A 20,966-nucleotide genomic window follows, 5' to 3' on the forward strand; every position below is an offset into this window, starting at 1 on the left:
CTCGGTGGTGCCTCGCCTCGTGTCACGAGCCTCGCCTCGTGACACATCGTGGAGCCTCGTGGACGTTGCCGCGAAGAAAGTGGGAACCGGATCGGCGGTCGCGGTGTACCAGAAGTGTCAGTGCGATGCGCGATGCGCGATGCGCGGTGGGCGATGCGGACGAGGGGGCGACGGTGAGCTACGGGCCGGGGGTGAGCCACGAGGTGGCGGTGGACGAGGAGTTCGAGAAGCGGCTGAAGGCCTACGAGGGCCGGCCCGCCGCGGTGGCGCGCGCGGGCAAGGACCCGGTCAACGCACCCATGATCCGGCACTGGTGTGAGGCGATGGGCGACACCAACCCGGCGTACGCGGGCCGGGACGCCATCGCGCCGCCCACCATGCTCCAGGTGTGGACCATGGGCGGCCTCTCCGGCCATACGGGGCGCGCGCACGCCTACGACGAGCTGCTCGGCCTGCTCGACGAGGCGGGCTACACCTCGGTGGTCGCCACGGACTGCGAGCAGGAGTATCTACGGCCCCTGCGGCCCGGGGACGAGATCACCTTCGACTCGGTCATCGAGTCGGTGTCGGAGCAGAAGACGACGAAGCTGGGCACCGGGCACTTCGTCACCACCCGCATGGACCTCCGCGTCGGCCCCGACCTCGCGGGCACCCACCGCTTCCGCATCCTCAAGTACACGCCGATACGGCGCACAGAGCGGACGGAAGAGCCCCCGCAGGGCCGGCAGCAGAGGCCGTCGCAGCCGGAGCAGGAGGCGAAGTCGTCGCAGTCGGCCCCGCGACACAAGCCCGCTCGCCCCCGCCCCGTCGTCAACCGGGACAACGCCGGCTTCTGGGAGGGCGTCCGGCGGCGCAGGCTGCTCATCCAGCGCTGTACCGACTGCGGCGGCCTGCGTCACCCCTGGCTGCCGGGCTGCAACGCCTGCGGGGGCATGGACTGGGACACGGTCGAAGCGGGCGGCGAGGGGACGGTCTATTCATACGTCGTCATGCACCACCCGCCCTTCCCGGCCTTCGACCCTCCCTACGCCGTCGGCCTGATCGAGCTGGCCGAGGGCGTGCGGATGATCGGCAATGTGCTGGGGGTGCCGTGCGACAAGGTGCGGATAGGGCTGCCGGTACGGCTCGAATTCCAGGAGTACGACGAGGAGTTGGTGCTGCCGGTCTGGCGCGCCCAAGACGGGACCGCTCAGGAGGGGACGTATGAACACCGGTGACGAACTGCCCCCGCTGGAGATCCCGATCACCCGCACACTGATCGTCGCCGGGGCCATCGCCTCCCGCGACTACCAGGACGTGCACCACGACGCGGAGTTGGCCCGCCGGAAGGGCTCCCCGGACGTCTTCATGAACATCCTGACGACGAACGGCCTGGTCGGTCGCTACATCACCGACCACTTCGGACCCAAGGCCGCACTGCGCAAGGTGGCCATACGGCTCGGGGCGCCCAACTACCCGGGAGACACGATGGTGTTGAGAGGCAGGGTGGAGGAGGTCGACGGCGACACGGCGACGGTACGCGTGACCGGGGCCAACGGCATCGGCAAGCACGTGACCGGCACGGTGACGGTCACTGTCCCCCGGGCAGGGGAAGTCACCGTCCCGGCGGCAACGGCGGCAACGGCGGAAGCGGCGGAAGCGGCGGTCACCGCGTCCCGCGAGGAGTCGGCATGAGCGTGCGCGAGCGGGACTCCCTCGGCGGCCGGGCGGCGATCGTAGGAGTCGGGGCCACCGAGTTCTCCAAGGACTCCGGGCGCAGTGAGCTTCGGCTGGCCGTGGAGGCAGTGCGGGCCGCGCTGGACGACGCGGGGCTGACGCCGGCGGACGTGGACGGGATGGTCACGTTCACGATGGACACCAGCCCGGAGATCACCGTGGCTCAGGCCTGCGGGACGGGTGAGCTGTCCTTCTTCTCCCGTGTCCACTACGGCGGCGGCGCGGCCTGCGCGACCGTCCAGCAGGCGGCGCTGGCGGTGGCGACGGGGGTCGCGGAGGTGGTGGTCTGCTACCGGGCGTTCAACGAGCGGTCGGGCCGGAGATTCGGCTCGGGCGTGCAGCACCGGGAGCCGTCGGCGGAGGGCGTGGCGCTGGGCTGGTCCCTGCCGTTCGGGCTGCTCACCCCGGCCTCCTGGGTGGCGATGGCGGCCCAGCGGTATCTGCACACCTACGGGCTGACGCCGGAGGCGTTCGGGCATGTGGCGGTGACGGACCGCAAGTACGCGGCGACCAACCCGGCCGCGTACTTCCACGGCAGACCCATCACGCTCGCCGACCATGCGGCCTCGCGCTGGATCGTCGAGCCGCTGCGGCTGCTGGACTGCTGCCAGGAGACGGACGGCGGCCAGGCGCTCGTCGTCACGTCCCTCGACCGGGCCCGTGACCTGCCCCACCCGCCGGCCGTCATAGCGGCGGCGGCCCAGGGCGCCGGCCGGGGGCAGGAGCAGATGACGAGCTTCTACCGGGACGACCTCACCGGGCTGCCGGAGATGGCCGTGGTGGCGCGGCAGCTGTGGCGGACGGCGGGGCTGGGGCCGGGGGAGATCGACGTGGGGATCCTGTACGACCACTTCACTCCGTTCGTGCTGATGCAGCTGGAGGAGTTCGGGTTCTGTGGAAAGGGGGAGGCCACGGGCTTCGTGGCCGAGGAGCGGCTGCCGCTCAACACACACGGGGGGCAGCTGGGGGAGGCGTATCTGCACGGGATGAACGGAATCGCGGAGGGGGTGAGACAGGTGCGGGGGACGTCCGTGAACCAGATATCCGGGGCGGAGCGGGTGCTGGTGACGGCCGGGACAGGGGTGCCGACCTCGGGGTTGGTCCTTACTGCCGACGGGTGACCCCCAGGGGTAATCCCGCAGTACAGGTCCCCCTCTCGTCCACCTTCAGGAGGTGGAGTCAGCCCCACCCCTACAACCTGAGGCGGACGCTGCTTCGGCACCTGCGGCCGATCCGCCGAAGTAGGGGCCGCTCATAGCGTGGAGCCATGACCACACCCGTCTGCACCAGCGCTTCCGAGGCCGCTACATCAGCGGGGCTGTCCTTTCCGAACGTGACGTACCCCTCCTTCACGTCGTACGTACGGGCCCGCCAGCCGGTGCTGCTGCGTACCGCCCGCTCGCTGACCGCGAACCCGAGCGATGCGGAAGATCTGCTGCAGACCGCGCTGACCAAGACCTATGTGGCCTGGGAGCGCATCGAGGACCATCGTGCGCTCGACGGCTATGTGCGCAGGGCGCTGCTGAACACGCGGACGTCGCAGTGGCGCAAGCGCAAGGTCGACGAGTTCGCCTGCGACGAGCTGCCCGAGCCGGAGCCCGTGGCCGGCCAGGACACCGACCCCGCGGAACAGCAGGCGCTGCACGACGCGATGTGGCGCGCGATCATGCGGCTGCCGGCGCGGCAGCGGGCGATGGTCGTCCTGAGGTACTACGAGGACCTCAGCGAGGTCCAGACGGCCGACGTGCTCGGGGTCTCGGTGGGCACGGTGAAGTCGGCGGTGTCGAGGGCGCTCGGCAAGCTGCGGGAGGACCCGGAGCTGGGGCTCGTTCGGTAGGGGGAGTGCGGGAGCGGCGGCGGAGGTTCCCTCGCGCCTTAGCGGCAGAGCCCTGTGAACGCAACGTGACATGATCGATCGGCCCGCCCTAGTGACATACCGCGCGGTATGCGCGCAGAATCTCCGCAACCCTTACTACCGCGTAGGCAATGTCGCCCCGGGAGGACGCCGTGCTGAGCACCATGCAGGACGTACCGCTGCTGATCTCGAGGATCCTGACCCACGGGTCGACGATCCACGGCACATCACAGGTGACCACCTGGACCGGCGAGGCCGAGCCGCACCGCCGTTCCTTCGCCGAGGTCGGCGCCCGTGCGGCCCAGCTGGCGCACGCCCTGCGCGAGGACCTGGGCGTGACCGACGACCAGCGGGTCGCCACCCTGATGTGGAACAACGCCGAGCACGTCGAGGCGTACTTCGCGATCCCCTCCATGGGCGCGATCCTGCACACCCTCAACCTCCGGCTCCCGCCCGAGCAGCTCGCGTGGATCGTCAACCACGCCGCCGACCGCGTCGTCATCGCCAACGGCTCGCTCCTCCCCCTGCTCGTCCCGCTGCTCCCGCACCTCAAGACGGTCGAGCATGTGGTGGTGTCGGGGCCGGGTGACCGTTCCGGGCTGGCGGGCGCCTCCGTTCAGGTGCACGAGTACGAGGAACTGATCGCCGGCAAGCCGATGACGTACGACTGGCCGGAGCTGGACGAGCGGCAGGCCGCCTCGATGTGCTACACGTCCGGGACCACCGGGGACCCGAAGGGCGTCGTCTACTCCCACCGCTCGGTCTACCTGCACTCCATGCAGGTCAACATGGCCCAGTCGATGGGTCTGACCGACCAGGACACGTCGCTGATCGTGGTGCCGCAGTTCCATGTGAACGCCTGGGGCCTGCCGCACGCCACCTTCATGACCGGCGTCAACATGCTGATGCCGGACCGCTTCCTGCAGCCCGCGCCGCTCGCCGAGATGATCGAGGGCGAGCGGCCGACGCACGCGGCCGCCGTGCCCACCATCTGGCAGGGACTGCTCGCCGAGCTCACCGCCAAGCCTCGCGACGTCTCCACCCTCGGCCAGGTCACCATCGGCGGCTCGGCCTGCCCGCCCTCGCTCATGGAGGCGTTCGACAAGCTGGGCATGCGGGTCTGCCACGCCTGGGGCATGACGGAGACCTCCCCGCTCGGCACGGTCGCCCGGCCGCCGGCCCATGTGGTGGGCACCGAGGAGGAGTTCGCGTACCGGCTCACCCAGGGCCGCTTCCCGACGAGCGTCGAGGCCCGCCTCACCGGCCCCGGCGGCGAGCGCCTCCCCTGGGACGGCGAGTCGGCCGGTGAGCTGGAGGTGCGAGGCCCCTGGATCGCGGGCGCCTACTACAACGGCCCCGACGGCGAACCGCTGCGCCCCGCCGACAAGTTCAGCGCAGACGGCTGGCTGAAGACCGGCGACGTCGGCATCATCTCCCCCGACGGCTACCTCACCCTCACCGACCGCGCCAAGGACGTCATCAAGTCCGGCGGCGAGTGGATCTCCTCGGTCGAGCTGGAGAACGCGCTGATGTCCCACCCGGACGTCGCCGAGGCCGCCGTGGTCGCCGTCCCCGACGACAAGTGGGGCGAGCGCCCGCTGGCCACGGTCGTCCTCAAGGAGGGCTCGACCGCCGACTTCCAGACCCTGCGCACCTTCCTCGCCGAGGAGGGCAAGATCGCCAAGTGGCAGCTCCCGGAGCGCTGGACGGTCATCGAGGCGGTGCCGAAGACGAGCGTGGGCAAGTTCGACAAGAAGGTGCTGCGCAGGCAGTACGCCGACGGGCAGCTGGACGTCACCAGCATCTGACGCACCGAGTGGGCGTGCCCGTACAAGGGCGCGCCCACCGTCCGTCAGTTGGTGCCGATCCTCGACAGCAGGTCCACGATCCGGCTCTGCACCTCGGCGCTGGTCGACCGTTCCGCCAGGAACAGCACCGTCTCGCCGGAGGCCAGTCGCGGCAGGTCGGCCTGGTCGACGGCGGCCGTGTAGACGACGAGCGGGGTGCGGTTGAGCAGGCTGTTCGCACGCAGCCAGTCCACGATCCCGGCCTGCCGCCGGTGCACCTGCATCAGGTCCATCACGACCAGGTTCGGCCGGAAGTCACCCGCCAGCAGCACCGCGTCGGAGTCACTCGCGGCCCGCGCCACCTGCATCCCACGCCGCTCCAACGTCGCGGTCAGCGCCAGCGCGATCTCCGCGTGCTCCTCGATGAGCAGTACGCGCGGCGGGTGCTGCTCACTGTCCCGAGGGGCCAGCGCCTTCAGCAGTACGGCGGGGTCGGCGCCGTACGCCGCCTCCCGCGAGGCCTGTCCGAGCCCCGCGGTCACCATCACCGGCACCTCGGCCGCGACGGCTGCCTGCCGCAGCGACTGCAGCGCCGTCCGCGTGATCGGACCGGTCAGCGGGTCGACGAACAGCGCGGCCGGGAACGCCGCGATCTGCGCGTCCACCTCCTCGCGCGAGTGCACGATCACCGGCCGGTAGCCGCGGTCGCTCAGCGCCTGCTGGGTCGTCACATCCGGCGCCGGCCACACCAACAGCCGCCGCGGGTTGTCGAGCGGCTCCGGCGGCAGTTCGTCGTCCATCGGCTGCGGACGCGGAGTGTCGGCGACCTCGATGGCCCCGCCCGGACCGTCGAGGGGCTCGGGACCCTCGGCGGCGTTCTCGTCCGGCGCGCCTATGGCGTACGACCGTCCGGCCGCCTCGGCCGTCGGCGCGAGCCGCGACTGACCGGTCGGCGACGGCTGGGCCTGGGGCTGCCCACCGAGCGACGGCTGCGGCGCCGGCGCGGCGGGCACCGGCTGTTCGGCCGGCGGATGCGGCCGCGCGGCCTGCTCCGTCGAGGCACCGGCCCGTGCGGCGGGATCGGGCGGCGTGCCCAGCTTGCGGCGCCGCCCGCCGTTGGTCTGATGCGGGGGCGGCGTGGCGGTCGACTGCGCGGGCGGCGCGGGCTGCTGCACCTGAGCCGCCTGCCGATTGAACGGCACGCCCTGCCCCAACGTCCGCACACTGATCGCCCGACCCTGCGTCGAGTTGGGGTCCACCGGAGCACCGGGCGCACCGGCACCGGCACCAGAACCGGCGGCAGCGGCGGCCTCGGCCGGAAGCGGCTGCGCCGCCCGCTGCTTCCCCGCCGCGGCCGCGGCGGCCTCCGGCGGCAGGGGAGTGCCCGGAGCCGGTGTGCCCTGGGCCGGCTGGGGCGCGGGCTGGGCGGCGTTCGGACTCGCCGGCACGGCGGCCCCGGCGCCGGAGGTGTCGTCGGCAGCGGGCCACTGCTGCGGGCCCGCAACGCCCTGCGCCGGCGTGCCCTGCGCGGGCGCCGCCTCGGCGGGGAGGGCCTGACCTGCGGCGACAGGGCTCGGAGCGGGCTGGGCGGCGGCCTGCCCCTGCGGCACGGGCACCGGTACGTCCTGGCCAGGCACACCTTGGCCGGCGGCGGCAGCGGCCGGCGCCGGAACCTCCTGCACAGGCGCCCCGGCCGCTGCCGCCGGCGGGGCCACGGCCCGGCGCCGACGCCCGGTCGGCGCGCTGGTCGGATGCGGCTGCGGCGGAGTGTGGTCCTCGGCCTGGTCGTGCGGCACGGCATCGTGCCGCCCCTCGTCACCGCGCACGCCCCCAGGAGCGGCCGGCCCCGGAACCGGCGCCACCGGGACCGGCGCCACCGGAGCAGCCGGAGTCATGGCGGCAGCGGCCGGCTCGGCCCCGCCGGGTGCCTGCGCCCCCTCGGCCGGCGCCCGGTCCGCCTCGGCGGGCGGCAGCGCGAACACCGTACGGGCACCCGCCTCTTGCGACTGAGCCTGTGCGGCACTGCGCTCGGCCGCCGCGGCCAGGGCACGCCGACGCCGCCCGGTCGGCTGAGGTGCGTCGCCCGACCCACCGGCCGCCTGCGCGGCGTCACCGGCCGGAGCGGGCAGAGCGGGCGGCAGCGCGTGCTGCTCCCCGCCGTCCCGCCGGGCACGTCGTCCGCCACCGGGGGCGGGCACGCCCTGCGGCGGTACGGTCCCGCCCAGGCCGTTCCCGACGGCCGCGGCCCCCGCCGCATGCTCGGCGGCGGTGACGACGGCACCCTCGGCGACCCCGTCCCCACCGTCCTCGGCGGGCCGGCCACGGCGCCGTCCGGTGCCGCCGGAGACCTCGCCGCCACCGCCGCCCGCACCCTGGGGCAGCTCCGGCGCGGCCGCCGCACGCCTGCGCCGCCGCCCGGTCGGCGCGGCGGCCTCCGCATCGGCGGCCTCGGCCTCCGCACCCGGCGTATCGCTCTCCAGGAAGGCGTCGACGGACGACCGCCGGGCCCGCCGCCGCCCACTGCCGGCGCCCTCGGCCGCACCGCTCGCGCCGGCCCCGTCACCGACCTCGGCAACAGCGGTGTCGGAAGCGGTGTCGGGCGCGGCGGAAACCGCCCCGGCCCCACCCCCGATGGGCACCTCGAGGACGTACGCACTGCCGCTCATCCCGGGCACGTCGTGCGTCTGCAGCACCCCGCCGTGGGCCCGCACGATCCCGCGCACGATCGGCTCGTGCACCGGGTCTCCCCCGGCATACGGCCCGCGCACCTCGATCCGTACGACCTCACCGCGCTGCGCCGCCGCCACGACGACGGTGTTGTCCATGTAACCGCCCGCCGACACGGGCGAGTTGCCGGTCGCGTCGACCCCGGCGACATCCGCGACCAGATGCGCGAGCGCGGTGGCCAGGCGCTGCGGGTCGACCTCGGCCTCGATGGGCGGCGCGTGCACGGCGAACTGCACCCGCCCCGGCCCGATGAGTTCGACGGCCCCGTCGACACCCGCGGCGACGACCGCGTCGAGCATCACCTTCGTACGGGAGATCCCGCCGCCGCCCGCGTCGAGCTGCTGGAAGCCGAGGACGTTGTCGATGAGTGTCGTGATGCGCGAGTAACCGGCCGAGAGGTGATGCAGGACCTGGTTGGCCTCGGGCCACAGCTGGCCCGCGTCGTCGGCGGCGAGCGCGGCGAGTTCACGGCGCAGCTCGTCCAGCGGGCCCCGCAGCGAACCGGCGAGCAGCGTCAGGAGCTGCTCGTGCCGCCCGGCGAGCGCCTCGAGCCGGTCCTTCTCCCGCTCGCCGAGCGCGGCGTAGCGCTCCTCGCCGGCGGCGAGTTCCTCGGCGTGCCGCTCCTCGATCTCCTCGACCTCGGTCACGTGCTTCTGCCGCAGCGCGGTCAGCTCGGAGGCGTGCTCTTCGGCGAGCCGTTCGAGTTCCGCCTCGTGCCGCTTCTGCGCGGCGTCCCTCTCCTCGACCAGGGCGTCGTAGGGCCGCCGGTCGGTGAAGGTCATCACGGCGCCGACGAGCTGGTCGCCGTCGCGCACGGGCGCGGTCGTCAGGTCGACGGACACCTCCTCCCCGCCCTTGGACCACAGCACCTGTCCGCGCACCCGGTGCTTGCGCCCGGAGCGCAGGGTGTCGGCGAGCGGCGACTCCTCGTACGGGAAGGGGGAGCCGTCGGCACGCGAGTGCAGCACGAGCGTGTGCAGCTCCCGGCCGCCCAGGTCACTGGCCCGATAACCCAGTATCTGAGCGGCGGCCGGGTTGACGAGGACGATCCGCCCGTCGGTGTCGGTGCCCACGACACCCTCCGCCGCGGCCCGCAGGATCATCTCGGTCTGCCGCTGCGAACGCGCCAGCTCGGCCTCGGTGTCGACGGTCCCGGTCAGGTCCCGTACGACGAGCATGAGCAGCTCGTCGCCGCTGTACCCGTACCCGTCGTAGGCCTGCTGGCCGTTCTCGAGATTCGCGGACGTGACCTCGACCGGGAACTCGCTGCCGTCGGTCCGCCGGGCCATCATCCGGGTCGGCTTGGTCCGCCCCTGCGGATCCATGTGGTCGGGCCGCCGCATGGAGCCCGGGATGAGCTTGGAGTCGAACTGCGGCAGCAGATCGAGCAGCCCGCGACCCACCAACGCGGTCCCGGGCGTCTCGAAGGCCTCCAGGGCGATGGTGTTGGCGTTGACGACCGTCCCATTGGCGTTGACCAGCACCAACGCATCGGGCAGCGCGTCGAGTATGGCTGCGAGGCGAGCAGCGCCTCGGGATGGCCTGCTGCTCACGAGACGCTTCCTCCCTGTTACCGCACCTTCCGACCGCTCGGGCCATCTTGCCAACCGGCCCGCGGCGTGTCACGCGAGGGAGTCTAAGGGCTGGGGTTGCGCTCGCGACGCCGGATGAGAGGGAGGTCGCACGACGAAGTGACCCAGAACGTATGACCGCCTGTGCCGCCGTCCTTCCCATGTCCGCTCGCTGTCCATTCCGGCTTCGCGAGACCTTCGCGGGACTTTTGCGGACCCGGTACGTCCGGTATGGAAAGCCTGTGCGACGGGCGACGCCGGGTGTCCGGAGCGGACCGACCGCGGCCCGCCGCTCTCCCGTCCCTGGCCGGCGCTACGACCGCCGCCCCGCCGCCCGCACATCGGGAAGCAGCGGCACCAGCCGGTCCCACCGCCCGATCTCGCAGCCGTCGCTGCGGTCGTAGCGGGCGTCGACGGGGCGCCCGGCCCAGGTCCCGGTGACATGTGCGGTGGCCGGGCCGCCGTACTGCATGGTGCAGAAGGTGTTCGGCGCCGCGGGTGCGAAGGCGTCCTTGCCCCACCGGGTGCCGCGATCGAGTACGGCACAGGCACCGGCCGGGTCGGGGTGGTCGCCGCCGGTCGGATGGCAGGTCAGCTCGAAGGCCCCGTCGGCACCGCCGCCGCCGGCGTTGCGGACGGTGACGGTGAGGTGGTGTTCGGGGCCCTGGAGGGACGGGGCCGCGAGGGAGGCGGGCGCGGCCCGGAAGGACGCGGCGGCCGGGGTGACGGAGGTGAGGCCGACGGCGACGAGGGAGCCGGTGGCGCCGAGGAGAACCCGGCGCAGGCGCCCGGCCCGGGCGGAACGGTTGACCTGCAACATGACCTGACTAACGCCGCACACCCCCGGACGTTGCGGCCCTTCGGTCCACTTGATCCACGCCGAGAAGTGCTTTGCCCTGCGACCTCTCCGCCTAGTACCGTGGGAGTCGATTGGTGACAGCACGCTCGACTGTGTCATCATCTGCACGCACCACTCGCGCTCGCGCGAGCGGCTGTGCTGGAGGCGTCGCCTAGTCCGGTCTATGGCGCCGCACTGCTAATGCGGTTTGGGTCTTAAAGCCCATCGAGGGTTCAAATCCCTCCGCCTCCGCGCTCGATCACGAAGCCCTGGTCCACGGACCGGGGCTTCGTCGTTCACGGCGGGCATCTGCGGCCGTTTCCGCAGGTCACAAGGGGTAGAGCAAACGGATTTCACATGGCGGCGGCAGTCATGTAATGTTCTTCCTGTCGCCGCGAGCGGGCCGGAAGGGCCGGGAGCGGCGGGAAAACAGAACAGAACAAGCACTCGTAGCTTAACGGATAGAGCATCTGACTACGGATCAGAAGGTTGCAGGTTCGAATCCTGCCGAGTGCGCACAGAGCAGAGGCCCCGGAGAGATCCGGGGCCTCTGGCGTTTCGGAAGGCGGCCGGGGGCCGGCCGCCGTGCTCACTCCTGGTCCCCGAACGCCAGCGCGTCCAGGTCTCCGTCGAAGTCCTCCCCCAGCCCCGGCAGGCCCAGGAACATCTGCTCCAGCGGGTCGGGCGCCGGCCGGCCGTGGGCGTCCCGGGGCGTGTCCGGTGGCGTCTGGAGGGCCTGTTCCGTCCAGATGCACTTGCCCGTCGGGGTGTACCGGGTCCCCCAGCGCTGCGACAGCGCGGTGATCAGTTGCAGCCCCCGGCCGCCCTCGTCGGTGTCCGTGGCCCGGCGGATGCGCGGCATCGTCAGGCTGCCGTCGAAGACCTCGCAGATCAGGGCGGCGCCGTGCAGCAGCCGCAGGCGCAGCGGGCCCTTGGCGTGGCGTATGACGTTGCCGACGAGTTCGCTGGCCAGGAGCTCGGTGGTGGGGGTGAGAGCCTCCAGGTCCCAGGCCGCGAGCTGCCCCCGGATCAGGGTGCGGGCCTGGCCGGCCGCCCGGGGGTCCTTGGGCAGCGGCCAGGAGGCCATGCGGGAGTCGGGGAGCGCGTGCAGACGGGCCAGGAGGAAGGCCGCGTCGTCGGCGGCCTGGTGGCCGGCGGGGAGCAGGGCCGAGGTGACCTGCTCGCAGAGGTGCTCCAGGTCCGTCGCCGTGCCGTCGGCGTGGGCGGTGCGGAGCACTTCGGCCAGTGCCGCCATGCCCTCGTCCATCTCGCGCTTCGACGACTCGACCAGGCCGTCGGTGTACAGCGCCAGCACGCTGCCCTCGGGGACCGGGATCTCCGTCGTCTCGAAGGGGGGCTCGGCCGCGCCGAGGGGCGGGTCGGCCGACAGGGGCGGGAAGACGACCGTGCCGTCGGGGTGGAGCAGGGCCGGCGGCGGGTGGCCCGCCCTCGCCATGGAGCAGACGCGGGTCGTGGAGTCGTACAACGCGTACAGGCACGTCACATACGACTCCTCGCCCATGGCGCCGACGATGTCGTTGAGGTGGCTCATGATCTCGTCGGGCGGCAGTTCGAGGTCGGCCAGGGTGTGGACGGCGGTGCGCAGACGGCCCATCGTCGCCGCCTCGGGGAGGCCGTGGCCCATCACGTCGCCGACGACCAACGCCACCTGGCCGCCCGACAGCGGGATGATGTCGTACCAGTCGCCCCCGACGTCCATGCCCTGGCCGGCCGGCAGATAGCGGGCCGCGGCCGTGCAGGCGGGCAGCGCGGGCAGGTCCCGGGGGAGCAGGCTGCGCTGGAGTTCGCGGGAGCGGGTCAGCTCGGCGTCGAAGAGGCGGGCCCGCTCCAGGGCCTGGGCGACCAGGGCGCTGGTCGCGGTCAGCAGGGTGCGCTCCTCGTCGGTGAGGCGGCGCGGGTGGTCGAAGCTGATCGCGCAGACGCCGAAGGTGTGCCCCGAGGCGGTCAGCGGGAGCAGCGCCCAGGCCTGCTTGCCGGCGCGGGCGGGCAGGCCGGCCAGTTCGGGGTAGCGGGCGGAGAACTCCCGCGGGGAGGACAGGAACAGGGGCGTGCCGGACAGGATCGCGTCCCAGATCGGGCTGGGTGCGCTGCGCTCGCGGCCGTCGAGAAGGGTGAGGACGTCGTCCGGGTAGCCGACGGAGCCGACGGTGTGCAGCCGGTCGGCCTCCGCGGTCTGCACCACCAGACCGGTCGCCTCGAACGGCGGCAGCACCCCGCGCGCGACCGCGTCCACCACGTCCGCCGAGGTCGTCGCCTTGGCGAGGGCAGCCGTCAGCTCCCCTATTCGCGCGGCCCGTTCGGCGGCCGCCCGCTCGGCGGACCGGCGTTCCTCCTCCAGCCGCCGCTTCTCGGTGACGTCGGTGAAGTAGATCGTGCGCCCGTCGGGGCCCGGCACCAGCCGCAGATGGCACAGCCGCCCGTTCGGCAGCCGTACGTCGAAGCTGACCGACTTCTCCGCGGCGGCCGCCTGCCGGCAGCGGATCTCCAGGCCCGGCACCTGCTCGGCGGCGGGCAGGTCCCACAGCAGGCGGCCGAACAGCTCCTCCTCGGAGAAGCCCAGGGTGCGCTCGGCCTCCACGTTGGCGAAGGTGATCCGCCAGTCGTCGTCCATCGCGAGGAAGCCGTCGCTCATATGGCGCAGGGCTCGGCCGAGCGCGTCACGGGCGGAGCGGGGCTCGTTGCTGTCCCAGCCCACGCCGATCATCCGGAGCGGCTCGCCGTCGTCGTCGTACGTCGCCCTGCCGCGGGCCTGGGTCCAGCCCCAGGTGCCGTCCAGTTTGCGCACCCGGTACTCGGCCTCGAAGACGCCGTGTTCGCGGATCGCCCGGTCCACCAGTGCCAGCGTCGGGGCCAGGTCGTCGGGGTGGACGCATCTCATCCAGTTCTCGACGCGGACGGTGTAGTCCTCCGGCCGGGTGCCGTACAGCTCCAGTGCCGCCTCGTCCCAGAGCAGCTCGCCGGTCTGGATGTTCCAGTCCCAGGAGCCGACGCTGACCTCCTTCAGGGCCTGGCGCAGGCGCTCGTTGTTCTGCTCGGGCGGCGCGGGCCGCGAGGGGCGGCTCGCGGGCGGCGCCTGGACCATGCGGTCCTCGGCCCAGGCGACGACGGCGCGCAGGAACTCCCATTGCGCGGGGGTCGGTTCGCCCTGGTCGCCCATCAGGACGCTGAGGGCTCCGATGCTGCGGGTGCCGCTGCGCAGCGGTAACGCGGCGAGGCCGGTGCCGGGCCAGGCGGCGTCCGGGGTGCCGGCCGTACCGGACGTCGGGGTGCCCGCCGTACCGGACTCCGGGGCGTCGGTCGGGCTCAGCGGGACCCAGACGCCGTTGCCCTCGCGCAGCGCGCGGGCCGGGGCCGGGGGGCCCTCCTGGCCGAGGATCTCCCAGGAGCGGGTGAGGGTGTCGGGGAGCCCGGCCGTGGACACCAGGCGCAGCGCGGACATCGGGCCCCGCAGATGGACCATGCCGCCCAGCGCGCCCAGTTCGCCCACCGCATGCTGCAGGGCCAGCCGGAAGACCTCGCTTTCCGCGACACCGGGGGCCACCGTGCTGAGCAGTGCCAGCCGAGCGTTCATGTTGCGGACCTTACCGTTCCGAGCCTGGCCGAACCGCTGGTTCGCAAGATCCTCACGCCTCTCCCCGAGTCGGTCGACACGACCTCAACAGGGCAGGATTTACCGTTGAGTTGACATCCACGGCCGAGTTCCGACGGCCGAGTTCCCCGACTGAGTACACGACTGGGGTCACACCCCGGTTCACGACTGAGTATCACCGGACCCGGCATCCCCCGACCGCGAGGAGCGGAATGGACATCGGCGTATTCATCCCCATCGGCAACAACGGCTGGCTCATATCGAAGAGTTCGCCGCAGTACCTGCCCACCTTCGAGCTGAACAAGGCCATCGTGCAGAAGGCCGAGGAGCACGGGCTCGACTTCGCCCTGTCGATGATCAAACTCAAGGGCTTCGGCGGCGAGACCGAGTTCTGGGACCACTGTCTGGAGTCGTTCACGCTGATGGCGGGCCTGGCCGCGGTGACGGAGCGGATCAAGCTGTACGCGTCCACGCCGATCCTGGTGCTGCCCCCGGCGATCGTCGCCCGCATGGCCACGACGGTCGACTCGATCGCCCCCGGCCGCTTCGGCATCAACATCGTCACCGGCTGGGCGCCCGGCGAGTACTCCCAGATGGGCCTGTGGCCCGGCGACGAGCACTTCGGCAACCGCTACGACCGGGCCGTCGAGTACGTCACCGTGATGAAGGAGCTGTGGCGCGACGGCGTCAGCAACTTCAAGGGCGAGTTCTACGAGATGGACGACTGCGTGCTGTCGCCGCGCCCGGCGGACGGCCACATCGACATCGTTGCCGCGGGCCAGAGCACCACCGGCATGCGGTTCGCCGCCGGCCACGCCGACTACAACTTCATCCTCGGCAGCGGCGTCAACACCCCGCTCGCCTTCGCCGACACCACGGCCACCCTCGTGGACGCGGCGCGCGAGACCGGCCGGGACGTCGGCGCGCTCTCCCTGTTCATGGTCATCGCGGCCGAGACCGACGAGGCGGCGCAGGCCAAGTGGCGGGACTACCACGACAACGCCGACCGGGCGGCCCTCGCCTACATGGCGGGCGAATCGGCCTCGGACACCACCGCCGACGACTCCTCCACCGCCCGCACCATCGTGCTGCCCGAGGGCGCGGTGAACTTCAACATGGGCACGCTGGTGGGGTCGTACGAGAGCGTCGCGAAGATGCTCGACGAGGTCGCCGAGGTCGACGGCACCAAGGGGATCATGCTGGTCTTCGACGACTTCCTGGCGGGCATCGACGACTTCGGCACGCGCATCCAGCCGCTGATGAAGTGCCGGCGCGCATGACGCACGAGGACTACGAGCGGGCCGGTCTCGACGGGCACCTGGCCCCCGGCACGACCCCGGCCCTGCTCCTGGTGGACCCCGCGCGCGCCTACGTGGACGCCGACTGCCCTCTCCACGCCGGGGTCGAACCGGCCGTCGAGGCGATGAGGGCGCTGCTGGCGGCGGCGCGCGGGGCCAGGATCCGGGTGGTGGTCACGCGGGTGCGGCTGCGGCCCGACGGCGCCGACGGCGGGGTGTTCTTCCGCAAGGTGCCCGCCCTCAGGGCCTTCGCCGAGGGCAGCCCGTACGGCGACTTCATCGACGGACTGGCTCCCGCGGCGGACGAGTTGACCGTGACGAAGCAGTACCCGAGCGCCTTCTTCGGCACATCGCTCGCGGCCTGTCTCACCGCCGACCGGGTCGACACCCTCCTCATCGGCGGCCTGACCACGAGCGGCTGTGTGCGCGCCACCGCCCTGGACGCGATGCAGCACGGGTTCGTCCCGGTGGTGGTCGAGGAGGCGGTCGGCGACCGGGATCCGGACGTGCACGCGGCGAACCTCTTCGACATCCGGCACAAGATCGGCGAGGTGTGGCCGATGGGACGCGCCATGGAGTACCTCGATGCGTATCCCGACGGGATGGGTGGACGCTCATGAGGACGGCGGTGGTCGCCGGCAACCCGAAACCCGCCTCCCGCACCCTGGACGCGGCGACACGACTGGCGACGGAACTCGTCGGACGGCCCCCGGACCAGGTGCTCGACGTGATCACACTGGGCGCGGGGCTGCTGGGCTGGGGTGACGAGGCGGTGTCCGAAGCGGTGCGGTCCGTCGCGGCGGCGGACCTGGTGGTCGTGGCCAGCCCCACCTTCAAGGCGACGTACTCCGGGGTGCTCAAGCTGTTCCTGGACCAGTTCGCGACCGGCGAGGGCCTGCGGGACGTGGTCGCCGTACCCCTCATGCTGGGCGCGGGCCCGGCCCACGCCCTCGCCCCCGACCTGCTGCTCAAGCCGGTCCTGGTGGAACTCGGCGCGATCACGCCGGCGCCCGGGCTGTATCTGCGGGACAGCGGCTATGCGACGGACGGGAGCATCGGGGAGTACGTGGGGCGGTGGGGGCCGGTGCTGGGAGAGCTGCTCGAGGGAGCTACTTGAAGGCAGCGGCGTTCCGCCCCGCCCAGTCCGCGAACGTGCGCCCCGGCCGCCCGAGCACGTCCTCCACATCGGGGCTCACCCTCCGCAGCGCGGCCGGCGGAGCGCCCAGCATGTCGAGGGTGCTCTCGACGACCGGCTCGGGCATGGTGCGCAGCATGTGGTCGCGGGCCTGTGCGCGGGTGAGTTCGACGAACCGGACCGGCTCGCCGAGGGCGCTCTCGATCGCGGCCGTCTGCTCGCGGGGCGAGACGGGCGCCGGGCCGGTCAGCTCGTAGGTCTCGCCCTCGTGCCCCGGCTCGCGCAGGGCCGCCGCGGCGACCTCCGCGATGTCGCCCGGGTCGACGGTGGGCAGGGCCACGTCGCCGAAGGGTGCGGCCACCTCCCGGCGGGTGCGGATCAGGTCGGCCCACTGGAGGGCGTTGGAGTGGAAGCCGCCCGCGCGGAGCATCGTCCACTGAAGGCCGGATGCCTTGACGGCGTCCTCCAGCACCGGCGGGTGGGCGCCCGTGCCGACGCCCTGGGACGACAGCAGGACGACGCGCGGGACGCCCGATCCCCGTACGGCCTCCAGGACGGCACCGAGGTCGCCGCCGGCCGCCATGAAGTCGCCGGAGGTCAGCAGGAACAGGGCCGCGGCCCCGTCGAGCGCGGGCTTCAGCCGGCCGGGGTCGGTGAGGTCGGCCTGGTGGTGGCGGGTCCCGTCCGGCACGTCCGGCGCGCAGATCCGCCGCGAGACCGCGGTCACCTGCTCGCCCGCCGCCACGAGGGCCCGCACCAGCGGCCGCCCGACATTGCCCGTTGCTCCGGTCACCACGATCATCTCGGTCTCCGTTCCGAGTCGACAACTCGTAGGTGAGATCCGGTGGTTCGGATTCGGACCTCGTACGGCGACGCTACTGTTGCGGGGGTAGTAGGTACCTAGAGGAAAGTAATGGCGGACGGGGGGCAGTTGTGACCGAGGACACAGAACCGCGGGTATCGCACGCGGGGATGAGCGCCCCGGCCGGCGCCGATCCGGAGAACGCCTGCCCGATCGCCCCCGTCGTCGACATCGTCTTCAGCCGCTGGACCACCCCGATCCTCTGGTCCCTCCACGAGTACGGCCGTCAGCGCTTCGTCGAGTTGGAGCGCCGTATCGCCACCATCACGCCGAAGGTGCTGACGCAGCGGCTGCGGCAGCTCGAACGTGACGGGCTGGTCGTGCGCACGTACCACCCCGAGGTCCCACCGCGCGTGGAGTACGAGATCAGTGAACTGGGCCGCAGCCTGGCGCCGCTGTTCGCCGCGCTGTCGGAGTGGTCGGTCCATCTCGGCGAGGTCGAGCGGGCGAGGGTGGCCTACGACGCCCGGGAGAGCGGCGGCCGGGGGCGCTGAATCCCTGGGGGACGTCCGGGGACGTCCGGGGACGTCAGTCGGTACGGCAGTGCTCCTCCAGGTAGTCCGCCGCCAGCGCGCTCGCGCGCGTGAACCAATCGGTCAGGACGGCGATCTCCTCGGCGGAGTACTCGCCGAAGAGGGCCATCAGCCGGGCGTAGTACGGCTCGTAGATCTCGCGGATACGGGCCTCCGCGTCCGGCTGCGCCGCCACGCGCACCCGGCGGCGGTCCTTCGGGTCGGGGCGGCGGGTGACGTAGCCCGCGCGTTCCAGGCGGTTGAGGATGCCGGTCACCGCGCCCGTGGTGACGTGGGCGCGCGCCGCCAGGTCGCCGGCCGTGAGCAGGTTCTCGCCGGCTTCGAGGACGTAGGCGAAGCAGGTGAGGTCCGTGACGTTGAGGCCGACCTGCGCGGCGATCTCCTGCTGTCCGACCATCGACGTCGCGATGAGGTGGTCCATGGCCGACAGGGCCTGGGCCGGGGAGGCGGAGGGGCGCGGCGTGGCTTGCATCTTCCTGATTACCTTAGCATGTGAGAGATTTAGCGCCTGAACTTCTTACGACGTGAGAGATTCTCGGGAGGTGGCACGTGAGCCAGTATGACGAGGGGCACACGGTCGCGGGCTGGACCGGCACCGCGATCGCGACCATCGGTTCCGCCGTGCTCGGGGCGGGGATCTGCGTGGTCTCGGCCGCGCTGATCTGGGGTGGGCTGGGAATCCTGGCGGCGAGCGTCCTCGTCACCTGGGCCCTGCACCTCACCGGCTGGGGCAAGCCGCCGGGCGTCCGGCCACGGGGCGAGTGGCGGATGGGGGCGCGTGATCCGGCGGCGCGGGGTGGGCATGCGGGCTGCTGGGGATGTCGGCTGGCGGGGCGGGGCAGGCGTACGGCCGTGGTGACGTCAGGGGTGGTTCCGGTGGCCGGGGAGGCCGAGCCCGCCGCCGTGGAAGCGGGCCGCTGAGGCCGGCGTCGGTGACGGGACCGGCGTTGTCAGTGCCTGCCTCTAATCTCGGAGAGCGATGGCACAGGCATGGAGATGCTCGGGGCTGCGGTGGTCGCCGGACGGCCCAGAGCTGGCGTGGGACGGCGGGCGGCGTTCCGCGCTGACCTGGGGGAAGCGGGTGGCCTTCGGGGTCGCGGAAGGGGGAGTGCGGACATGCGTGGGAGCTCGGGGGCATGCGTGTCCGGTGCGGGCGGTCGTGCCGGGGCGGAGCACGGGGGCGCGGTGCGAGGAGTGCGCGCGGCTGGACCGGGCGCATTCGGTGGCCGCGGACACGATCGCGGACGACCCCCGGCCGTACCACGTATATCTGGCCTGGTTCGGCCCCGGGATGACCAAGGTCGGCATCACCGCCCTTGAGCGCGGCTCGGCACGGCTGCTGGAGCAGGGGGCGGTCTGCTTCACCTGGCTGGGCGTGGGGCCACTGATGGCGGCACGGCGCACGGAGGAGCTGCTGCGGGCGGCACTGGGCGTGCCGGACCGGATCCCTTACGCCGACAAGCGGGCGGTGCGCTCCGAGCTGCCGGCGTCGGCGGCGGAGCGCACGGCCGAGGTCGAGGACCTGCACGCGCGGGCCGTGAGTCTCGCAGGGTGGCCGGAGTCGCTCGACCGTGAGCCTTGCCAACCGGTCGACCACGCCGGGGCGTTCGGGCTCGCGGACCTTCCGGCCGCCGTGGGGGAGGTGATCGAGCTTGTCGCGGGCGGGGTGGTGAGCGGGCGGCTGGTGGCGGCTGTGGGGCCGGATCTGCATGTCGAGACCGGGGGTGGAGGGGTGGTCGTGGTGGATACGCGGTTGATGACGGGGTGGGAGCTGGTGCCGGTGGGTGATGGGGGCGGGGAACTGACTGTGCCGGTGCGGGGGTTCAGGGAGCGGGGGGTGGGGGTGCAGGACGGGTTGTTCTGAGAGGAGCGGATGACCAGGGCGCAGATGCAGGAGCTCGCAGCGCGTTACAACGGCGGCCCCTACTACCGGAGCGATGACGCCCAGGCATACGGCCACAGGTTCGACGGCATCCTCGACGACGCGAAGCGTGCGCTCGAGTCATGACCGAGTCACGGGCCAAAGGCGTCGCATGCGCCGTCCTGCTGGTCATCGGCTGCCTGGTGGCGGGGGCCGCAACCGGTATCGCCTACCTGTCGAACCCGCTCGGTCCCTGGGACCACCAGGCTTTCGACCACATCCGGCTCTTCGGAAGGATCGGGCTCGCCGTCGCCCTGCTCACCGCACCGGTCGCCGTTCTGGCCGTCGCCTGCCGTTGGCTTCGGCCGTGGCGGATCGTTCCGTGCGCGGTGATCACGATGGCCGCGTGGGGACGTCTGACCGTCTTCTTCCCGGCGCGCTGACCAAGCCTTCGGCCTGGGAACCCGCCGGCTCAGTCCTCCCACCAGACGGAGCCGGTGTAGATCCAGCCGCACCAGTCGTTGGTGCGGTCGGAGTACTGCACCTTGAACCACTCATTGCCGTACCTGTTCCTGATGCCCTCGAAGAAGGCCAACGAGGCACCTCGGGACACGGTCTTCACGACGGGGTAGGACTTGTAGTAACCGCTCCTGATGTAGCCCTTGTCGACGATGACCGAGACCCTGTCGATGGCCGTGCCGCTGCACGCGCCCTGGATGGCGACGGGTGGTTCGGGCTGGGTGACGGCAGCGGCGGGCGACGCCCCCAGGGTTCCGATCATGATCGCCGATGCGGCTGCGGCTCCGGCCAGACGATGAAGCTTGCTCATCAGTTCACTCCCCGTTGAGGATTGCCATTTCCGTCCTCGGCCAAGCTAGGGGGAGAGTGCGGCGGCCCGAACCTGGAACTTTTCAGGTAGACGCGGGGAGCGCCAGGCGAAGGAAGTGGGTCCAGGCGCCGGGCGGAAGCTGGAGTATCGGCCCGTCCGCGTCCTTGGAGTCCCGGACGGCGACGGTGCCGGGGATGTTGCGGGCGACTTCGACGCACTCGCCGTTGCCGCTGCTGTAACTGGACTTCACGAACTCGAAGTTCGGCACGGCTCACAGCTACTTGCGGATGCGTTCGATCAGGGCGAGGGAATCGCGAAGGGCGAGCCCGGTCCTGGCGATCCGC

At 72.2% G+C, this 20,966-nt stretch carries 19 protein-coding genes and 2 tRNA genes; 14 read left to right on the forward strand and 7 right to left on the reverse strand.

Annotated features, from left to right (window positions below; translation table 11 throughout):
* Nucleotides 1-125: 125 nt before the first annotated feature.
* From IM697_RS01710 to IM697_RS01730, 5 genes are all read left to right on the forward strand, one after another.
* Entirely contained in the window at nt 126-1,217 is a 1,092-nt protein-coding gene (locus IM697_RS01710) for a bifunctional MaoC family dehydratase N-terminal/OB-fold nucleic acid binding domain-containing protein (protein ID WP_194044019.1), read from the forward strand.
* Nucleotides 1,204-1,674, forward strand: coding sequence for a MaoC family dehydratase (locus IM697_RS01715; protein WP_194044020.1), 471 nt, complete (start codon nt 1,204-1,206; stop codon nt 1,672-1,674). Before IM697_RS01710 ends, IM697_RS01715 begins: the two co-directional genes overlap by 14 nt.
* A complete protein-coding gene (locus IM697_RS01720; protein ID WP_194044022.1) occupies nt 1,671-2,837 on the forward strand; it encodes a lipid-transfer protein in 1,167 nt (388 codons plus the stop codon). The genes IM697_RS01715 and IM697_RS01720 overlap by 4 nt, the downstream gene beginning before the upstream one ends.
* 146 nt (nt 2,838-2,983) lie before the next feature.
* A complete protein-coding gene (locus IM697_RS01725) occupies nt 2,984-3,553 on the forward strand; it encodes a SigE family RNA polymerase sigma factor (protein WP_194044024.1) in 570 nt (189 codons plus the stop codon).
* Between the two features lie 149 nt (nt 3,554-3,702).
* Nucleotides 3,703-5,379: a long-chain fatty acid--CoA ligase gene (locus tag IM697_RS01730; RefSeq protein WP_194044026.1), complete on the forward strand. Its 1,677-nt coding sequence runs from the start codon at nt 3,703-3,705 to the stop codon at nt 5,377-5,379.
* A gap of 44 nt (nt 5,380-5,423) precedes the next feature.
* Here the strand turns inward: IM697_RS01730 and IM697_RS01735 are convergent, their stop codons facing one another.
* The gene (locus IM697_RS01735) at nt 5,424-9,638 is read right to left on the reverse strand and encodes a PAS domain-containing protein (protein WP_194044033.1); all 4,215 of its coding nucleotides are present in this window, start codon (nt 9,636-9,638) and stop codon (nt 5,424-5,426) included.
* 331 nt (nt 9,639-9,969) lie between these two features.
* On the reverse strand, nt 9,970-10,476 hold the full coding sequence (locus IM697_RS01740) for an SSI family serine proteinase inhibitor (protein WP_194044035.1): 507 nt from the start codon (nt 10,474-10,476) through the stop codon (nt 9,970-9,972).
* A gap of 179 nt (nt 10,477-10,655) precedes the next feature.
* Between IM697_RS01740 and IM697_RS01745 the strand changes: the two genes are divergently transcribed.
* Together IM697_RS01745 and IM697_RS01750 are read left to right on the forward strand one after the other, a co-directional pair.
* A tRNA-Ser gene (locus IM697_RS01745) sits at nt 10,656-10,746 on the forward strand.
* Nucleotides 10,747-10,937: 191 nt separating this feature from the next.
* Nucleotides 10,938-11,010 (forward strand) — tRNA-Arg (locus IM697_RS01750).
* Between the two features lie 73 nt (nt 11,011-11,083).
* Here the strand turns inward: IM697_RS01750 and IM697_RS01755 are convergent.
* On the reverse strand, nt 11,084-14,086 hold the full coding sequence (locus IM697_RS01755; RefSeq protein WP_194044037.1) for a SpoIIE family protein phosphatase: 3,003 nt from the start codon (nt 14,084-14,086) through the stop codon (nt 11,084-11,086).
* 230 nt (nt 14,087-14,316) lie between these two features.
* Between IM697_RS01755 and rutA the strand changes: the two genes are divergently transcribed.
* From rutA to IM697_RS01770, 3 genes are read left to right on the forward strand one after another with little or no spacing between them, the layout of a single operon-like run.
* Nucleotides 14,317-15,384 carry a pyrimidine utilization protein A gene (gene rutA / locus IM697_RS01760; protein WP_194044039.1) on the forward strand — a complete coding sequence of 356 codons (1,068 nt, stop codon included), beginning with the start codon at nt 14,317-14,319 and terminating at the stop codon, nt 15,382-15,384.
* Nucleotides 15,381-16,022 (forward strand): isochorismatase family protein, encoded by a 642-nt coding sequence (locus IM697_RS01765; protein WP_194044041.1) that lies wholly within the window; start codon nt 15,381-15,383, stop codon nt 16,020-16,022. The genes rutA and IM697_RS01765 overlap by 4 nt, the downstream gene beginning before the upstream one ends.
* Nucleotides 16,019-16,519: an NAD(P)H-dependent oxidoreductase gene (locus IM697_RS01770; RefSeq protein WP_194044043.1), complete on the forward strand. Its 501-nt coding sequence runs from the start codon at nt 16,019-16,021 to the stop codon at nt 16,517-16,519. Before IM697_RS01765 ends, IM697_RS01770 begins: the two co-directional genes overlap by 4 nt.
* Here the strand turns inward: IM697_RS01770 and IM697_RS01775 are convergent.
* The gene (locus IM697_RS01775; RefSeq protein ID WP_194044045.1) at nt 16,512-17,339 is read right to left on the reverse strand and encodes an NAD(P)H-binding protein; all 828 of its coding nucleotides are present in this window, start codon (nt 17,337-17,339) and stop codon (nt 16,512-16,514) included. The two genes, IM697_RS01770 and IM697_RS01775, sit on opposite strands and share 8 nt — an antisense overlap.
* A gap of 170 nt (nt 17,340-17,509) precedes the next feature.
* On the opposite strand from IM697_RS01775, the gene IM697_RS01780 reads away from it, so the two are divergent.
* Nucleotides 17,510-17,893 (forward strand): winged helix-turn-helix transcriptional regulator, encoded by a 384-nt coding sequence (locus IM697_RS01780; RefSeq protein ID WP_194044047.1) that lies wholly within the window; start codon nt 17,510-17,512, stop codon nt 17,891-17,893.
* 34 nt (nt 17,894-17,927) lie between these two features.
* Here IM697_RS01780 and IM697_RS01785 read toward each other — a convergent pair whose 3' ends face one another.
* A complete protein-coding gene (locus IM697_RS01785) occupies nt 17,928-18,404 on the reverse strand; it encodes a MarR family winged helix-turn-helix transcriptional regulator (protein ID WP_194044049.1) in 477 nt (158 codons plus the stop codon).
* 77 nt (nt 18,405-18,481) lie between these two features.
* On the opposite strand from IM697_RS01785, the gene IM697_RS01790 reads away from it, so the two are divergent.
* The 3 genes from IM697_RS01790 to IM697_RS01800 all read left to right on the forward strand — a co-directional run bounded on the left by IM697_RS01790 (nt 18,482) and on the right by IM697_RS01800 (nt 20,236).
* Complete coding sequence (locus IM697_RS01790) at nt 18,482-18,853, forward strand: HGxxPAAW family protein (RefSeq protein WP_194044051.1); 372 nt, start codon at nt 18,482-18,484, stop codon at nt 18,851-18,853.
* A gap of 58 nt (nt 18,854-18,911) precedes the next feature.
* Nucleotides 18,912-19,796 carry a DUF2797 domain-containing protein gene (locus tag IM697_RS01795; RefSeq protein WP_194044053.1) on the forward strand — a complete coding sequence of 295 codons (885 nt, stop codon included), beginning with the start codon at nt 18,912-18,914 and terminating at the stop codon, nt 19,794-19,796.
* Nucleotides 19,797-19,936: 140 nt separating this feature from the next.
* Nucleotides 19,937-20,236 (forward strand): hypothetical protein, encoded by a 300-nt coding sequence (locus tag IM697_RS01800; protein ID WP_194044055.1) that lies wholly within the window; start codon nt 19,937-19,939, stop codon nt 20,234-20,236.
* A 29-nt stretch (nt 20,237-20,265) separates the two neighbouring features.
* On the opposite strand, the gene IM697_RS01805 is transcribed toward IM697_RS01800, so the two are convergent.
* Both IM697_RS01805 and IM697_RS01810 read right to left on the reverse strand, forming a co-directional pair.
* Complete coding sequence (locus IM697_RS01805) at nt 20,266-20,622, reverse strand: hypothetical protein (RefSeq protein WP_194044057.1); 357 nt, start codon at nt 20,620-20,622, stop codon at nt 20,266-20,268.
* Between the two features lie 82 nt (nt 20,623-20,704).
* Nucleotides 20,705-20,890, reverse strand: a complete 186-nt coding sequence (locus tag IM697_RS01810; RefSeq protein WP_194044058.1) for a DUF397 domain-containing protein — start codon at nt 20,888-20,890, stop codon at nt 20,705-20,707.
* Nucleotides 20,891-20,966 lie beyond the last annotated feature (76 nt).

Source organism: Streptomyces ferrugineus (assembly GCF_015160855.1).
GTDB lineage: Bacteria > Actinomycetota > Actinomycetes > Streptomycetales > Streptomycetaceae > Streptomyces > Streptomyces ferrugineus.

What these genes read in the sequence shown, in the direction of transcription:
- IM697_RS01710 (WP_194044019.1), top strand. Translation starts at nt 126, where the DNA reads ATGCGCGATGCGCGATGCGCGGTGGGCGATGCGGACGAGGGGGCGACG.
- IM697_RS01715 (WP_194044020.1), top strand. Translation starts at nt 1,204, where the DNA reads ATGAACACCGGTGACGAACTGCCCCCGCTGGAGATCCCGATCACCCGC.
- IM697_RS01720 (WP_194044022.1), top strand. Translation starts at nt 1,671, where the DNA reads ATGAGCGTGCGCGAGCGGGACTCCCTCGGCGGCCGGGCGGCGATCGTA.
- IM697_RS01725 (WP_194044024.1), top strand. Translation starts at nt 2,984, where the DNA reads ATGACCACACCCGTCTGCACCAGCGCTTCCGAGGCCGCTACATCAGCG.
- IM697_RS01730 (WP_194044026.1), top strand. Translation starts at nt 3,703, where the DNA reads ATGTCGCCCCGGGAGGACGCCGTGCTGAGCACCATGCAGGACGTACCG.
- IM697_RS01740 (WP_194044035.1), bottom strand. Translation starts at nt 10,476, where the DNA reads ATGTTGCAGGTCAACCGTTCCGCCCGGGCCGGGCGCCTGCGCCGGGTT.
- IM697_RS01755 (WP_194044037.1), bottom strand. Translation starts at nt 14,086, where the DNA reads ATGAACGCTCGGCTGGCACTGCTCAGCACGGTGGCCCCCGGTGTCGCG.
- rutA (WP_194044039.1), top strand. Translation starts at nt 14,317, where the DNA reads ATGGACATCGGCGTATTCATCCCCATCGGCAACAACGGCTGGCTCATA.
- IM697_RS01765 (WP_194044041.1), top strand. Translation starts at nt 15,381, where the DNA reads ATGACGCACGAGGACTACGAGCGGGCCGGTCTCGACGGGCACCTGGCC.
- IM697_RS01770 (WP_194044043.1), top strand. Translation starts at nt 16,019, where the DNA reads ATGAGGACGGCGGTGGTCGCCGGCAACCCGAAACCCGCCTCCCGCACC.
- IM697_RS01775 (WP_194044045.1), bottom strand. Translation starts at nt 17,339, where the DNA reads ATGATCGTGGTGACCGGAGCAACGGGCAATGTCGGGCGGCCGCTGGTG.
- IM697_RS01780 (WP_194044047.1), top strand. Translation starts at nt 17,510, where the DNA reads ATGAGCGCCCCGGCCGGCGCCGATCCGGAGAACGCCTGCCCGATCGCC.
- IM697_RS01785 (WP_194044049.1), bottom strand. Translation starts at nt 18,404, where the DNA reads ATGCAAGCCACGCCGCGCCCCTCCGCCTCCCCGGCCCAGGCCCTGTCG.
- IM697_RS01795 (WP_194044053.1), top strand. Translation starts at nt 18,912, where the DNA reads ATGGCACAGGCATGGAGATGCTCGGGGCTGCGGTGGTCGCCGGACGGC.
- IM697_RS01800 (WP_194044055.1), top strand. Translation starts at nt 19,937, where the DNA reads ATGACCGAGTCACGGGCCAAAGGCGTCGCATGCGCCGTCCTGCTGGTC.
- IM697_RS01805 (WP_194044057.1), bottom strand. Translation starts at nt 20,622, where the DNA reads ATGAGCAAGCTTCATCGTCTGGCCGGAGCCGCAGCCGCATCGGCGATC.